Here is a 12,874-nt window from a genome sequence, read left to right as displayed (position 1 = left end):
AAAAAATATGATTTTGATAGAAACAAACAAAATCCCGGTCACCATTCTGACTGGCTATTTAGGTGCAGGTAAAACAACGCTTTTAAATCGGATCCTAACAGAAAAGCACAATCAAAAGATCGCGGTTATCGTTAATGATTATGGAGAAGTTGGAATAGACAACCAGTTAGTAGTTGATGCTGATGAGGAAATCTTGGAAATGAACAATGGTTGCATCTGTTGTACGGTTCGTGGGGATTTAATTCGCATCCTACGAACTCTGGTTTTTTCAAGTGAACAGGGGCAGACAAAATTCAATCGTGTTTTGATTGAGACAACGGGTTTAGCTGATCCGGCACCTGTTGCCCAGACCTTTTTTATGGATGAATTACTATCCGAAAAATTCGAAGTGGACAGTATTGTCACTGTCGTGGAGAGCAAGCATGTTACAAAGCATTTGGATAGTCATGATGAGGTACAAGAGCAAATTGCTTTCGCTGATGTGATTATTCTAAATAAAACGGATTTAGTATCTGGTGACGACCTGAATACGTTGGAGCGAAGACTTACCAACATGAATCCTGCAGCTAAGAGAATGCATGCTCAAAATTGCAATATTAATTTAAGAGATATTTTAGGAATTAATACGTTCGATGTGAATCGCAAGCTAGAAATTGACCCTCATTTCTTAGAAGATCATCACCATCACCATCATGATGATAAGGTATCATCGATTGCCTTTCGTGAAGAAAAGCCACTCGATTTCGATAAGATAAATGAATGGATGAGTTACCTCGTTCAAGAAAAAGGGGAAGATTTATTACGGTATAAGGGAATTCTTCATATACAAGGCATCCAACAACGAATAGTATTCCAGGGACTTCATAAGTTATTTTCAGGAAGACCAGATCGGAAATGGAAAGACAGTGAAACAAGACTAAGTGAACTTGTTTTTATTGGAAAGGACCTAAATAAAGATGAGTTAGAACAGCAATTTAAAAATTGCATAGCAAACTAACGGAAAGAACCCGATGTAGAGATTAACTGATAATTTTCAGTTAATCTCTACATTCACAATGAAAAGGGAACTTCCTTACCCCACTTGCTAACTGATCTATTGATAGAGTTTTGAATTAATCAATCAATGCTAAAAAGTTTTTTCCAAGTATATATTCCTTTTGGTTATCAGGAATTTGAAGTGAATCAACCCAACTTTTCTTTGTCAAATAGTCATATTCATTAAATTTTTTCATTCCATATGGTCCGTCGCAGCCATAAAGAACTTTACGATACCCTAAAGATTCCACCGCCTTCTTTACAATAAATGGATTAAGGTAATCACTTGAGGTATCAACAAATACATTAGGTTGATTCTTGACGTAGTTCCATAGTTTTTTCCAAAAAGGAAGGCCTGCGTGAGCATAAATTAATTTAAGTTTAGGGTAATTTTCAGGTAAGTATTTATAGGAGTCTGGTTCGGAAGATAGATGAATAATCATGGGAATGCCTTTTGTTTCACACATAGCTGCAACTGGATCAAGTGCCTTAATACTATATTCATGCATGAATGGGTGGGCTTTCACCCCAATAAAACCAGGTTTATTAAGATATAATTCTACTTCTTCCACTGATACATGAATCAAAGGGTTAAATGCTACCCAGCCTAGAAACCGGTCTGGAAATCGATCAATTGCAGTAGCAACATTATCATTGTCCGGCTTGGTGAAAATCTTGTATGAATTTCCATAAAGTTTCAAATATCCATCCTTTACTAGACCATCATAAATTCCGAGCCCAATTTGAGGTACATTTAGAATTAGAAAACGGAATAAGTGTTGTAAACCTTGTTGAAAAATGCTATCCAATTCAAACATTGTTCCGTTCATGGGGGCAATTAGCGCTGTTTTGGTTACATCATTTTTATCCATACCCTCTATCATTTTTTCTAGAGTCAACATTGTTTCATCCACATGAAAATGGCAATCAATAATCATTTTAATCCTCCCCTTCGAATTACTATCTTAATTGTATGATCAAACCACTTAACAGTATCACCATCCATGCCCCGAACTAACCTGCCTCTTTAGTACCTATAGAAAAAAAGTTGCCCATGCAACTCCCTACTAATTTAAGAAAAAACCCTTAGATTAAGTCATGAAGTTGGTTTTTATCTTAAATGGTTTTGTATAAAAATATTCTACTAATGCCTTAATCTCACGGCTTTCGGCTCGTTCGATATAGCGGCAGTAGCTATAAATGGTAGAGGAACCTACCGAATTCAAGCGAAGCATGAGTCATACAGGTAGTCGTTAGCGCATCATTTAATACCGAAGCGAAGCGACACGACATGTAAGGAAGCGGTTCATTCCTTTCTGTACAGTCTATAGAGCTACTGCACGTAATGTTCAATAAGAAAAAACGTCCATACTTTATTCTTAAAACAAGAAAATATTTATTCCATCATCTTCCTCATATTCTGAATCTCTATATTAATCTTCCGTATTTGCTTGTCAATTTCATCAATTTGAAGGTTAGTGGCTCCTTGTTTTCTTTTTTCCAACAGTTCATCCCGTAATCTTTTTAAAAAAACCACTCTACCTAACAAGCCCATCCCAACCCCACCTTTGTTTATAAATTCCTTTAACCAAAGAGGACTAGCATAATTTTTTTACCTTTCTGGACCATTGCCTCACATTCTTTTTCCCCATTCATTTTTCCTTTATAACTAATCACTTCAATTAAAAACTCTTTTCTGAGATTTAGACAGACTTAATGGAAGGTTTTTATAAAAATATAATTGGTAATGAAAAAAAAAGCAATTAGCATGTCAGGTTTAATAACATAGTTTCATTGACCATATTAATCAACTAATATATTTTGTGGTTTAACTAGTACAATCAAGCCTTTTTAGTATCCAGCAAATCATATCGACGGTGGGATAATTCTTATTTTTAAATGCACTTTATCCCTAACTGAAAATGGAAATATGCTTACTTTTAACACTCAAAAGTGGAAATTATAAAGGCATCGCAGAAAGAACAAGATGATACCCCGAAATTTTAAAAAAGCATTTTAATTCCTGCCTAATGCTTATAAAAAAATGAGCTGTTCGTAAATGTGTACTTTTACGAACAGTAGCAACAATGCTATACTTCCCATCTCGGAAATTCCTTTTCCGCATAATAGCCAAGATATAAGGAATTGTAGAACAACCTCCAAAATAAATCTTTCTTTCTATGTAAATATTGAATATTAAAAAGACTCATAACAATTTCCTATGAAGTATAATTTACCACCCATGGAGATCTGTCATGAGCTTTCAACATCTCTTTTTCACTGTAAAAATGGCATTTATTCATTATCCGATATTTCAATCCTTTTAACATCGCCTACAATGAAGATGTATGATAAAGCTCCAATTAAGGCAACTACACCTACGAAAACAATGGCCCCATTGAATGAATTAGTTGCGCTCAAAATTATTCCAATGACGATAGGCGTAACAATTGCTGATAAGTTTCCTGCAAAATTAAATATCCCGCCCGCTAAGCCGACTAGCTCTTTTGGAGCCATATCTGAAACTAGAGTCCATGTTATGGCTGACATTCCTTGGGAAAAGAATGCGAACGACATAACCGCGATAACCAAAGCAATAGACGTTGTATAGTTGGCCAGTATAATTGTACAAGCACCCAACAATCCAAGGATAATGGGGGTTTTACGTGCAACACCAACGGACACTCCACGTTTTACCATTTTATCTGACCAAAAACCACCTACAAGCACACCAATCCCTGCAGCAATGTATGGAATAGAACCAATAAAGCCAGCTTTTAGCAAAGTAATCCCTTTTTCTTGAACAAGATAGCTTGGAAACCACGTGAGAAAGAAGTAAAGAGTTGATGCAACGGCAAACTGTCCAATATAGATTCCCCAGAATTGACGATGCTTAAAAAGATGCCGTGCCTTTGACCAATTAATTTTTTGACCTTGACCAGCGCTATCGGCTAGTCCACCTCCTTCACGTATATAATCCATTTCTTCCTTGTTAATATACTTACTGTCCTTCGGATCCTTGTAAAACTTGTACCAAACTAAAGCAAAAATCAATCCAATTATACCTGTCACGATAAAGATTGAATGCCAGCCGAAAGAGGACAATAGCCAAAATAGAAAAGGAGTTGCGATTGCTAACCCTACATATTCACCTGCTGTGTAAACACCAGTAGCTAGTGCGCGTTCACTTTGTGGAAACCAAGAGGCGACAACACGGCTGTTTGCAGGAAAGGCAGGTGATTCTGCAAATCCAAGGCCAAGGCGCAGTCCGAATAAGGTCCCGAAGTTTTTGGCAAACCCTTGTAGAAGAGTAAAAAGTGAAAACAATAAAAGAGATATGCCATATACCACCCGAGGGCCAAAACGATCGGTTAGCCATCCACCGGGAACTTGCATGAACGTGTATGTCCAACCAAAGGCAGAAAGAATTAGCCCTAACATAGCTGGATCTAATCCCAGATCATCTTGAATAGCAGAAGCGGCTACTGCCATGTTTGTACGATCAAGATAGTTTATTGCAGTTCCAAAAAACAAAAGGGAAAGAATCATAAATCTAGCACGAGATGGTTTTCTATGTTTAATGGATATAGAAACATTTTCATTTTCTACCTTCAATGGATTACTCATAGTTAATCCTCCTTAAGATTTTCCTTTTTAAAAACCTGAAGTCTTCCCTTCTGCTGGATGATCCTATATACTCATTTTTGGGTCATAACGCTCTTGAACTAAACCTAATCAATTAATTGAGTAAGTATCTTATTATAATGGATCAAATTTACCGGTGATTTTATTAATTTATGGAGTTCAAATAAAACGCTTACATCCCTAGATAGGAAACAGTTTATTATTCTTTTTTACAACCTTGAGCCTTGCTAATAAGGGCACCATACATAAATTTTAAATTTAATATATTCATCTTGGATTACAGAAGAGGCTACTGCCATGTTGAAGTTAGCCCTAATTCTTGCTGAAGAGTGGTACCTGCCACACCAGGTTCTCTCGGTCCATATAGTTGATAGTGTCGCACACAACCATTTTACAATTCCCCAGAGATTTGATTAAAACACAATTATAATGAAAAGCCACCAAATACGGCAGCTTTCACTAAATACTTCAATTGTTCAATTATTTTAGCATCATAAGAGCTGTCAATTATGCAGCTCCCATGTACCGGTGGAATCCTTTTTAAATCCATTTGTCGCGGTTCTTTCCATAGAGAATTCGGAATCGTCCAAAATCATTTAAATAAAAGTTGAATTCCCACCATTGATCTTCATCTCAAATACCCAAAAGAATCAATATGTCAGTTGTTGTTTCCATTGTTCTATTGAGGCAAGCAAGTTTGGCATTCCTTCCTGGCCGAAATATTCCAGAGAAACAAAGCCTGTATAATTTCGCTTTCTCAATTCTTCAAGTAAACGAAGATTGTCAACGTCCCCACTAAAAATGGGTGCTGGTTTGTTTTTATAACGCTCTTTATGATTGTAGTGATAATTTTTTAAATGTACATGGCTGACATGGGGGAAGATGGATTCCAATACCTCCTTCGGATTCAATTGATCAACGTATAAGTTAGCACCATCAAATATCAGTTTTATCCGTGGATGGTTGATATTTTCTAAAAGCTTATGAATGGCTTCTAGGTTATCGGCAAAAGAGTCATAGTGAATTTCTATTGCTACATCCACTCCATATAAATCTGCCATTTGCCCTAATTTATTTAATTCGGTAGCCGTTTCCGACCATTGCTCTGGTGAGGCATTCCTTGATGCAATATGGCCTGCGAATGTCCGTATTAATGGGCAGTTTAATTGATGAGCCATATCTAACAATTTTCTTGCTTGATTGATTTCGTTTTGATGTTCTTTTTGGTTCCATAGTTTCGAAAAAGTCGTATATCCACTTATGGAAGGTATTTGTAGATCATTGGTTTCAAGTAATTTGGCTAATTTGTCCAGTGGTCCGTGCTTCTCCTGAAATCGCTCTATATGCTTATTCCATAATTCAAGTCCTTTAACATCCGCTTGCAAAGGAAGCAGCCAATTTATTATTTCCTCTATGTCCCATTCTTTAAATCCTGTCGTGCATAAACTCAGTTTCAATGTAATTCCGCCTTTCTCCATTTATTTTTTCATTGTGATTTCTATCCGCTGGACTTTTCCGATAAGAAAGATATAAGCAAAAGCGCCAATTAGGGCCACTACGGATATGAAAGTTAGCGCTGCAGCATAAGAATGTGTCGCACTAATGATTAAACCGACGATTAACGGCGATAAAGCCCCGCCAATGTTAGCTACGAAATATAGTGAGGAGCCCGTTAGGCCCACCATTCCTTTCGGCGCAATATCAGCTAAAAGGGCACCGGTAACTGTTGATGCCATCCCCTGTCCAAAGAATGCTATCGCCATAAAGGTGATGACTATGTTTGGTGAATCCGTATAATTTCCCCCAAGAATCAAACAAGACAATAACAATCCGACTATAATGGGAAGTTTACGTGCCAATCCTGTTGATATACCGCGAGTCAGCATCCAATCGGAACATCGGCCGCCAATGAGAGTTCCTAATATGGCAACAATGTATGGGATACTCGCATAAATGCCAGTTTTTAACATCGTCATTCCCTTTTCATCAATCAAATAGGATGGAAACCAAGTCATAAAGAAAAACAAAGTGGTTTGAATGGAAAATTGCCCGATGAACATTCCCCAAATTTGACGGTGTTTAAGCAGTTGGCCTATTCGTTTCCAGGAGAAAGGATGCTTCTCTTCAGTTCCGATCATTCCTCCGCCTTCTTTGATATAATTTAGCTCTTCCTGAGAAATCCGCTTATGTTCCCTAGGGTTCCGATAGAATCCATACCAAACAAATCCAATAAGAATCCCAATAATTCCGGCGATATAAAACAGGTAATTCCAGCCAAAGGTTATGATGATCCAAGTAAAAACTGGAGTCAGGAAGGCTAGCCCAATATATTGGGTACCCGTATAAATCCCTACAGCAGTGGCACGTTCTTTTTTAGGAAACCACTCGGATACACACCAGGTATTAGTAGGTATGGAGGGAGATTCAAAGGCACCAAGCCCTATGCGATATGTAATAAGTGACGATATATTTTTCGCGGTTCCTACCATGAATGTAAATACAGACCATAAAACGAGGGAAACCGTGTATACCTTCCTAGGACCGAATCTATCAAGAAAATAGCCGCTGAATAGCATCGAAAAGGTATAGCTCCAGCCAAATACAGAAAATATGATTCCCATCATAGCCGGATCAATATGTAAATCGGATTGAATATTCGGAGCTGCAAGCGAAATGATGGCACGGTCAATGTAATTAATACAAGTGACTAAAGCAATGAGAGATAAGATGAACCATCGAACAGTTCTCGGTTTTCCTTTTTTTGATCTATCCGTTACCAGTTCCGATGTGCGATCGTCTATTATTGCCTTTAATTCTGAGCTCAATATTTTTCCCCCTAACCTAATGCCCAATATTAGTACATCGTTCTACTAATTCTATTGAAATTTCATAAATGCTTATATGTTTCCTGCTATCACTTATCAATCTGAGTTTCCCTAGAAACATTGAATTGCAGATCCCCTTGTTGCAAAGTTAAACAAACAAGGGGATTGTATTCCGAATTGTGAATCATTTCTTTATATAGTTACAGTCTTCTCTGATTCTACCTCTTCAGTGTCCTCCTTGACTACCCTGTCAAAAGATCCATGTTTTTCTTGGACCAGAATATAACCGACCGCTGCGATGATACTTGGCAGGGCAAATGTAGCAAAAGCCACCTTCGGATCCATGCCTGTTGACAGAAGAAAGGCAATTAAAGTAGGAGCGAGAATGGAGCCAATCCTGCCTATAGCTTGCGAATAGCCCATTCCCGTCGTACGGATTTCACGGGGGTAATATTCTGTGATATACGGATTGGCTAAGTTCATGGCACCAACAGTACATGCACCCCCCATAAAAATAAGTAAATATACTCCGATGGTATTAGTCGTAGCGCTCAATGCGACAAAGGTAACGGCCCCTAAAAAGAATAGTGTAACAAGAATTTTACGATGCCCAATTTTCCCCGCATAATAACCGCCGATTAATGAGCCTCCTATTTGACCAAGGCATAAAACCAGGTTAAATGATAGGCTTGAGGTGATACTGAATCCGGAATCCTGCATCATTTTTGGAAGCCATGTATTTAATCCGTAAGCCATCATCAATGTACAGAACACAGCCATCCATATGGAAATCGTGCTGAATGCCCGTTTATTCGTGAATAGTTTTTTTACTGGAGATCCTTTCCTCCTCTGTTCAGCTTCACTAAGCCTGAAATCGTCAGTTTCTTTAAAATCCCCTTCTGGTTTGACCTTATTAAGGATTTCAACAACCTTACCAAATTCCTTTTTTGCTAGATAGTAGGAAAGGGATTCAGGAAACTGCTTCATGAATATTGGAAGTGTAAGTAATGGCAAAATCCCAATAAAGTATAATACACGCCAATCCGTAAAAGGAATGATATACATTCCCACTAACGATGCCATGATTCCACCGATTGAATAGCCACAATACATCGCAGCTACAATGATGGCCCGATTTTGTTTTGGGGAATATTCAGTCATTAGCGATATAACATTCGGCATCAAAGCTCCCATGCCTATTGCCGCTATGAAACGCATGACGGTAAACCATGTGAGGTTGGGTGCAATCCCTGCCCCCAAGGTAAATACGCTGAACAAAATCATGCAAATGACGAGAACATTCTTCCGGCCAAATTTATCTGCGATCGGTGCTAAAATCAGGGCCCCCATCATCATGCCGAATAAGGAATAACTGCCGACTGCCCCTGCCTGAATGGAAGTTAAATCCCACTCTTCCATCATCCAAGGCAAACCCACACCATACATCGCAATATCATACCCGTCGAAAGCTATGGCATAAAAACACCAAAGAAAAACAAGTAAATGAAAGCGGTTAAATTTACTGACAGCAATGATATCCGAAGCAATTACACTACGCATTTTCCGCCTCCCATCATTTTAAATAATATCCGTTACGAATTTATTTTTCCGAGTTCCAAAATAGGAACTCGGAAAGTTTTCAAAAAATCAGATAATGAAGATTGGAATTGTTCAACAAACCATTTTTTTTATTTTTATTACCCACTTAGACACTTTCGTTTAAAAGATATATTTACTAAGGAAACTACCCTTTTTTTCTAGATTCTTTGCTTTCATATTCTTAGCGAAGATTAGTTTTTTACAACAGCTTTATTGAAAACAGGTTTATCTTGCAATCTTAGTTCAAAATCTAAATGAGCCGTATAATAATCATTTTTCAATCCTTTTTCTGCACCTGAATGTTTTTCTAACTTCGTAATTAAGCTTCCGCGAACACCTTGTGCAACATCATTTTCTAAATATTCATCGCCTTCGAAATATATTTGCGTTACTAATCTATCGCCATTTTCCGGTTGGAACAAGAGATGTAAATGTGCTGGACGAAATGCATGATGATCGATCCACTTTAAGAATTGTCCGGAAGGTCCATCTGTTGGAATTGAATAATTACCCGGTACAACTGTTTTTATTTCAAAATTACCATTCTCATCCGTATAAAAAACACCACGTAAATTATCATTTGGAATACCTTCAGCAAAATAGGAGTATTCACCATTTGCATCAGCCTGCCACATATCGATTTTGGTATTTGCCAACGGATTTCCATTAACATCTTTAACAGATCCTGAAAAGTAAAGGGCGTCACCTGGTTCATTTTCTCGTTGTGGCAGCATTCCGGGATTTTGAACGACTGGCGTATTTTCAATGTAATATGGTCCTAGAATAGTAGGTTCCGTTCCTTTTACGCTTTTATACATTTCCTGAAGTGCATGCGTTTCAAAGAAAACATCCATAAATAACGGAATTTCCCCTGCCCTGCCTAATTGATCCATCCAATCAACAAGAGCTTGATAGTCATTATGATCTATTTCATATTCACTAACTAATTCCTTGAATTTGACTACCAATCCATTATAAACGTCGATTACTTTTTGATTCTTCATAATACTTCCTCCAATTTTTTAAAAGTTTTTATATTTGTTGATTTTCAATGATGGTACTGATTCCTAATCCACCTGCTATACATAGTGTGACTAGCCCATATCTTTTTCCGGTTCTTTCTAACTCATGTATCAATTTGGTTGCTAAGATTGCACCAGTGGCACCAATTGGATGTCCCATGGCAATGGCACCGCCGTTAGGATTCACCTTATTCATATCAAGCTTCAATTCTTTGATAACTGCCAAAGCTTGTGCAGAAAAGGCCTCGTTCAGTTCTATTAAATCAATATCATCCAGTTTCAGCCCTGACATTTGAAGCGCTTTCAAGGTAGAGTTGACAGGCCCCAGCCCCATGAAGTTCGGAGATACGCCTGCTGCCGCTTGAGCGATCACTCTTGCTTTCGGCTTTTTACCATGCCTTTTTGCTGCTTCTTCCGACATTAGTATCAGAGCGGATGCACCATCATTTCTTCCACTGCTATTTCCAGCGGTCACCGTTCCATTTTTCTTGAAAACCGGTTTTAAATCAGCCAACTTTTCCAGACTGGTTTCTCTTGGGTGCTCATCCGCATTAAATTCCATTACCCCTTTTTTCGTTTTGATTTGATAGGGAACGATCTCTTTCGTGAATATTTCAGTAGAAATTGCCCGTCTTGCATTTTCTTGGCTCCTTAAAGCAAATTCATCTTGTTCAGTCCTTGAAATGGAATATTTTTCAGCGAGATTTTCTGCTGTCATTCCCATCGTTAACATTCCGTAATCTTCAATGGGCTGTGATCCTGGCTGGCTTTCCGTATTCGGGTCCAATAACTGTCCATTCCCTGATTTCAATCCAAAACGGATATTTCTCATATAGTATGGGGCCGTGCTCATTGATTCCGCTCCGCCTGCAATGATTACATCTCCTAATCCGCTTTGTATTTGTTGACTGGCAGAATTGATTGCCTGGATACCGGATCCGCATTGTCTGTGTACGGTATAACCTGGTACTTCCACAGGAAATCCTGCCCGGAGTGATGCAACTCTTGCCAAATTCGACGCGTCTGAACTTTGTTTGGCTTGTCCCATGATCACTTCATCAATACTCTCTTTAGGAATATCCGCTCTCTGGATCACTTCATCAAGGACAGCAGCTGCCAGGAAATCGGCAGGAACATTTTCCAATGCTCCCCCTAATTTCCCTATAGCGGTGCGAACCGAGTCTATAATAACTACATTGCTCAATTTTCTACCTCCTGCTATTTTTATTTCTTTCTTCTAAACTATCCTTATATCTCTGGTGAGCTATTTTCAGGGCAACAATCACCGACTGCTGCGATGGAGCTAAAAAGTCCGTTTTAATATTCTCTATTAAAGAATCAATATCTTTACTAAAATCAAAACCAACTATCATTCGCTTAAAAAAATCCTGGGCCAATGTTGTTAAAAACGTAAATTCTGCATTAATGATGATGTGACTTTCCTTGTGAATTTCCAATACCATCCCAGCGTATTTATAATTTTCATACATGCTCGTATTTTGCGGCGCCTTCGCATAGGCGGTGATTAATAATGTTGGCTGTCCCATATAAAACTACATCCTCTCAAGATTACTTGCATAAACTAGTGGGTTTTCCATAATCCCCTTTCCAGTTTATATTAATTAAAGACCTCTTGAAAAATGTTTTACTTTTTCCATATCTATCTCCATGCCAAATCCTGGACCATCCGGGATGATTATTTCATAATTCTCATATTTTATTTCGTTTAGCGTAATATTTTCTTTAAAAAGTAACGGACCAAATAATTCAGTACCGAATTCAAATTTGGGAATGGTTGAATAAAGTTGGGCACAAATGGCCGTGCCTAATGATGATTCAATCATCGTTCCCCCATACAAACCAAAACCTACACCTTCAGCAATTGCAGCCACTTTTTTCGTCTGGGTCATCCCGCCATGTTTACATATTTTCAAGGCGAACGAATTACCTGCTCTATGTTTAGCTATTTGGAATGAATCTTGTAAAGAATTCAATGACTCATCGGCCATGATCGGGACCTTAAAACGATCGGTCAATCTTGACATCCCTTCATTATCCCAAGCTGGCAGCGGCTGTTCGACCATGGAAACCCCGCCTTCCTGTAAAGCTTCAATGCAATACGTAGCCGTTGTTTCATCCCATGCCTGATTAACATCAACCGTAATGCGTGCTTGATCTCCCACGGCTTCAATAATTTTCAATACATGCTCCACATTCTTATATGGATTCCCTTTGCCAATTTTCAATTTAAAGATATTATGACGTTTTTGATGTAAGGATTCTTTCGCTTCTTCGATATCTTTATTTGTATCCCCACTTGCTAAAGTCCATGCCACCGGCAATGATTTATGAATTTGTCCACCGAATAATTCATAAGCAGGGATGTTTCTTCTTCTGGCTACCAAATCCACCATGGCTGATTCAACGACAGCCTTCGCAAAATTATTTCCTCTAACATTGAGTGAAACTTCATGCATGATTTTGTCATAATGGACGGGGTTTTTACCAATGATAAGCGGGGCGATATATGTATCAATATTCACTTTTATCGCCTCGGGCGTCCCCTCACCATATGAAGCCCCGCCTATTGTCGCCACCTCTGCCCAACCTTCCGCGCCTTCTTCATCCATGACACGGGCAAGAATGATCGTTTGTTCCACAATCGTATGCATGGCAAGCTGATGAGGACGAATTGTGGGTAAATCAATAATGTATACTTCTACTGAACGTATTTTCATTTAATCCACC

At 38.4% G+C, this 12,874-nt stretch carries 11 protein-coding genes; 1 reads left to right on the top strand and 10 read right to left on the bottom strand.

Annotated features, from left to right (window positions below; all coding sequences use genetic code 11):
* The first annotated feature begins 7 nt into the window (after positions 1–7).
* A complete protein-coding gene (locus tag AC3WLU_RS21810; RefSeq protein ID WP_492597918.1) occupies positions 8–997 on the top strand; it encodes a CobW family GTP-binding protein in 990 nt (329 codons plus the stop codon).
* 115 nt (positions 998–1,112) lie between these two features.
* On the opposite strand, the gene AC3WLU_RS21805 is transcribed toward AC3WLU_RS21810, so the two are convergent.
* The 10 genes from AC3WLU_RS21805 to AC3WLU_RS21760 all read right to left on the bottom strand — a co-directional run bounded on the left by AC3WLU_RS21805 (position 1,113) and on the right by AC3WLU_RS21760 (position 12,864).
* Positions 1,113–1,973, bottom strand: a complete 861-nt coding sequence (locus AC3WLU_RS21805; protein WP_492597917.1) for an amidohydrolase family protein — start codon at positions 1,971–1,973, stop codon at positions 1,113–1,115.
* Between the two features lie 458 nt (positions 1,974–2,431).
* Positions 2,432–2,590 (bottom strand): hypothetical protein, encoded by a 159-nt coding sequence (locus tag AC3WLU_RS21800; protein ID WP_156500350.1) that lies wholly within the window; start codon positions 2,588–2,590, stop codon positions 2,432–2,434.
* A 740-nt stretch (positions 2,591–3,330) separates the two neighbouring features.
* Complete coding sequence (locus AC3WLU_RS21795; RefSeq protein WP_492597924.1) at positions 3,331–4,650, bottom strand: MFS transporter; 1,320 nt, start codon at positions 4,648–4,650, stop codon at positions 3,331–3,333.
* A gap of 680 nt (positions 4,651–5,330) precedes the next feature.
* Positions 5,331–6,137, bottom strand: a complete 807-nt coding sequence (locus AC3WLU_RS21790; RefSeq protein WP_492597916.1) for a sugar phosphate isomerase/epimerase family protein — start codon at positions 6,135–6,137, stop codon at positions 5,331–5,333.
* 21 nt (positions 6,138–6,158) lie between these two features.
* Positions 6,159–7,505 carry an MFS transporter gene (locus AC3WLU_RS21785; RefSeq protein WP_492597915.1) on the bottom strand — a complete coding sequence of 449 codons (1,347 nt, stop codon included), beginning with the start codon at positions 7,503–7,505 and terminating at the stop codon, positions 6,159–6,161.
* 192 nt (positions 7,506–7,697) lie between these two features.
* Positions 7,698–9,065, bottom strand: a complete 1,368-nt coding sequence (locus AC3WLU_RS21780) for an MFS transporter (RefSeq protein ID WP_492597914.1) — start codon at positions 9,063–9,065, stop codon at positions 7,698–7,700.
* A gap of 230 nt (positions 9,066–9,295) precedes the next feature.
* On the bottom strand, positions 9,296–10,108 hold the full coding sequence (locus AC3WLU_RS21775) for a dioxygenase family protein (protein ID WP_413004148.1): 813 nt from the start codon (positions 10,106–10,108) through the stop codon (positions 9,296–9,298).
* 28 nt (positions 10,109–10,136) lie between these two features.
* Complete coding sequence (locus AC3WLU_RS21770; RefSeq protein WP_492597913.1) at positions 10,137–11,330, bottom strand: thiolase family protein; 1,194 nt, start codon at positions 11,328–11,330, stop codon at positions 10,137–10,139.
* A gap of 4 nt (positions 11,331–11,334) precedes the next feature.
* Positions 11,335–11,673 (bottom strand): DUF3870 domain-containing protein, encoded by a 339-nt coding sequence (locus AC3WLU_RS21765; RefSeq protein ID WP_048687694.1) that lies wholly within the window; start codon positions 11,671–11,673, stop codon positions 11,335–11,337.
* A gap of 75 nt (positions 11,674–11,748) precedes the next feature.
* Positions 11,749–12,864: a muconate cycloisomerase family protein gene (locus AC3WLU_RS21760; RefSeq protein WP_318290875.1), complete on the bottom strand. Its 1,116-nt coding sequence runs from the start codon at positions 12,862–12,864 to the stop codon at positions 11,749–11,751.
* Positions 12,865–12,874: the final 10 nt, after the last annotated feature.

Source organism: Peribacillus sp. FW305-BF15, from assembly GCF_058783805.1.
The sequence above is the reverse complement of the archived record's forward strand: the minus strand, read 5'-3'. Positions and strand labels throughout refer to the sequence as shown.

Excerpts from the sequence above, each read along its gene's own strand:
- AC3WLU_RS21810 (WP_492597918.1), top strand. The coding sequence starts at position 8 with ATGATTTTGATAGAAACAAACAAAATCCCGGTCACCATTCTGACTGGC.
- AC3WLU_RS21805 (WP_492597917.1), bottom strand. The coding sequence starts at position 1,973 with ATGATTATTGATTGCCATTTTCATGTGGATGAAACAATGTTGACTCTA.
- AC3WLU_RS21800 (WP_156500350.1), bottom strand. The coding sequence starts at position 2,590 with ATGGGCTTGTTAGGTAGAGTGGTTTTTTTAAAAAGATTACGGGATGAA.
- AC3WLU_RS21780 (WP_492597914.1), bottom strand. The coding sequence starts at position 9,065 with ATGCGTAGTGTAATTGCTTCGGATATCATTGCTGTCAGTAAATTTAAC.
- AC3WLU_RS21775 (WP_413004148.1), bottom strand. The coding sequence starts at position 10,108 with ATGAAGAATCAAAAAGTAATCGACGTTTATAATGGATTGGTAGTCAAA.
- AC3WLU_RS21765 (WP_048687694.1), bottom strand. The coding sequence starts at position 11,673 with ATGGGACAGCCAACATTATTAATCACCGCCTATGCGAAGGCGCCGCAA.
- AC3WLU_RS21760 (WP_318290875.1), bottom strand. The coding sequence starts at position 12,864 with ATGAAAATACGTTCAGTAGAAGTATACATTATTGATTTACCCACAATT.